The 2372-nt window shown below is 41.5% G+C and carries 4 protein-coding genes; all 4 read left to right on the top strand.

Annotation, left to right across the window (positions count from 1 at the left end; translation table 11 throughout):
- Positions 1–376: hypothetical protein (locus ACQY63_RS12310; protein ID WP_428245319.1), on the top strand; the 376-nt coding region annotated here is incomplete at its 5' end.
- Between the two features lie 15 nt (positions 377–391).
- A complete protein-coding gene (locus ACQY63_RS12305) occupies positions 392–751 on the top strand; it encodes a hypothetical protein (RefSeq protein ID WP_087758577.1) in 360 nt (119 codons plus the stop codon).
- 5 nt (positions 752–756) lie between these two features.
- Positions 757–2220 (top strand): phage tail sheath family protein, encoded by a 1464-nt coding sequence (locus tag ACQY63_RS12300; protein ID WP_227080381.1) that lies wholly within the window; start codon positions 757–759, stop codon positions 2218–2220.
- 13 nt (positions 2221–2233) lie between these two features.
- Positions 2234–2372 (top strand): phage major tail tube protein (locus ACQY63_RS12295; RefSeq protein WP_428245320.1); only part of this gene is annotated, 139 nt, incomplete at its 3' end.

Raw genomic sequence — 2372 nt, 5'->3', positions numbered from 1 at the left:
CCCCGGAGAGCGACCGCCGTTAGTTTTTATCGGGAACTTGCCAAACAAGGAACAGGAAAAGAAAGCAGCACCCTACATACTTCTTAAATTGCTTACCAAAAAGGTAGATGATGAAGAGAATGTATGCAGGGTGCGTATTATTTGCGTTACATTTTCGGAGGATAAAAACGAGAATTATATGCAATGCCTTAACCTTGTCACAAAGATAGAAACAAGCCTGTTAGAGGATGTGGTAATAGATGAACATTATTCCTGTCAGAAGCCGATAGAAACAATTATCTATGATGAAAATATGGAATTGTACCAAGTCGGAGAACTTATGACAATTTGGGAGTTACCACAGATTCACAGGGATGTAAGACGTTATTTAGAGTAAAGGAGGTTGGAAAGTATGCCGAGAGCGAGCAAAACAGCCACAAAGGCGGAAGAAACAGAACAGGCGGTAAATTCTACGGCAGAAACAGAAAAACCGCAGGAAACGGCAAATACGAACGCCACAGAGGAAAGATTTATTTATATCGGACCGACAACAAACACCGGGTTGGTAGAAAATACGATTTTTACAGGAAACAGGGAAACAGTTGAAAAGTATTTAGAACCGACCATTGAGAAGTTACCACAGGTAAGATTGCTTATTGTGGCAACGGAGAGCCTTGCGGTATGCAAACCAAAAGTAAAGACGGCAGGAACATTATTGAATAAATATTACAATGATGTTTTAAGTCTTATGAGAAAGCCAAAGGAGGATTAAGGTAAATGAGTAATTACTATCACGGAGCGAAAGCAAGTAAACAGGCTACAAGCGTTTCAACACCTGTTGTTGCGGACAGCAGTATACACCTCATTGTAGGTACTGCCCCGGTACATACAGTAGGCGGAAAAGTAAACGAGCCTGTATACGCTTCCAATTATGCGGAAGCGGTGGCAGCAATGGGATATAGTGACGAATGGGATAAATACGATATTTGCGAGGAAATCTATTCATCATTCAAGCTGTATTCTAATGGACCTATTATTATGGTTAATGTCCTTGACCCTGCAAAGCACCTTAAAGGAGCAGAAACAGTAGAAAAGACATTAGCCGGAGGAATTACAGAGTTACCGTATGAAGCAGTAAGCGATACGGTAGAGGTAAAAGGATATGACGGCGAGGATTCACTTACAGAAACATACACAAGGGGCGAAGATTACGACCTTTTTTATACAGACGGAGTATTAAGGTTGGAGCGTATCGAAAGCGGAAAAATCAAAGCAGACAACGCAAGACTTAATATTAAATTTAATTCTGTTGACCCTAGTAAGGTCACAAAAAAGGAAATTATCGGAGGATATGACACAAATACCAATAAATCAAGTGGTTTTGAGTTGGTAGATTCCGTATATCCTAAGTACGGCGTTATCCCTACACTCTTCCTTGCACCGAATTTTTCTACAGATTCGGAGGTAGCTGCAATTATGGCAGCAAAGGCGGAGAACATCAACGGATTATTTACAGGAAAAGCAATCATTGATGCGGATACAAATACAGTAAAGGCATATTCAGATGTTCCGGCATGGAAGAATAATAACAATATCACACAGCCGTCACAGCTTGTTACATGGCCCAAGTATACACTTGGCGGTAAAATTTACCATTCATCAGTACATCAGGCGGGCGTTATGTCAAAGACAGATGCAACAGAGGATTTGGGCGGAGGTTCGCCGTGCGAATCCGCAAGTAATAAGACTATTCAGATTGACGGAATGGCACTTGCAGACGGCACAGAGGTACTTTTAGACCTCGTAAAAGCGAATTACCTTAATTCAAACGGAATTATCACGGCATTAAACCTTACAGGCAGTTTTGTATCTTGGGGCAATGAAACAGCTTGCTACCCGGCAAATACAGATGTTACGGATTATTTCTATTGCGTAAGCCGTATGTTTAGCTGGGTAGCAAATTCCGTTATCCTCTCAATGTGGAGCAAGGTTGATAAGAAGTTAAATAAACGCCTTATCGAATCCGTTACACAGAGTATTAACATTTGGCTCAACGGCTTAATGGCGGAAGAGAAGATTTTAGGCGGTCGTGTTGAGTTCTTGGAGGAAGAAAACACCACAGCGGACTTATTGGCAGGCAAGGCAAAATTCCATATCTACCTTACACCGCCAAGTCCTGCAAAGGAACTTGATTTTGTGTTAGAGTATGACGTAAGTTATCTCGAAAATATTTTTGCGTAGGAGGTAAAACAGGATGCCAAAGATTGACGAAACAGTAATCGGGTTTGCGGTGTACGAAGATGCAACGGAATATATCGGAATCTCCGAAGTTACATTACCCGAAATTTCAAACATTACCGAAGAAATCAGCGGGGCCGGCATTGGCGGTAAAA

The organism is Eubacterium sp. Marseille-QA0814 (assembly GCF_965119675.1).
In the GTDB taxonomy this organism is placed as follows: Bacteria; Bacillota; Clostridia; order Lachnospirales; family Lachnospiraceae; genus Eubacterium_G.
The sequence above is the reverse complement of the archived record's forward strand: the minus strand, read 5'-3'. Positions and strand labels throughout refer to the sequence as shown.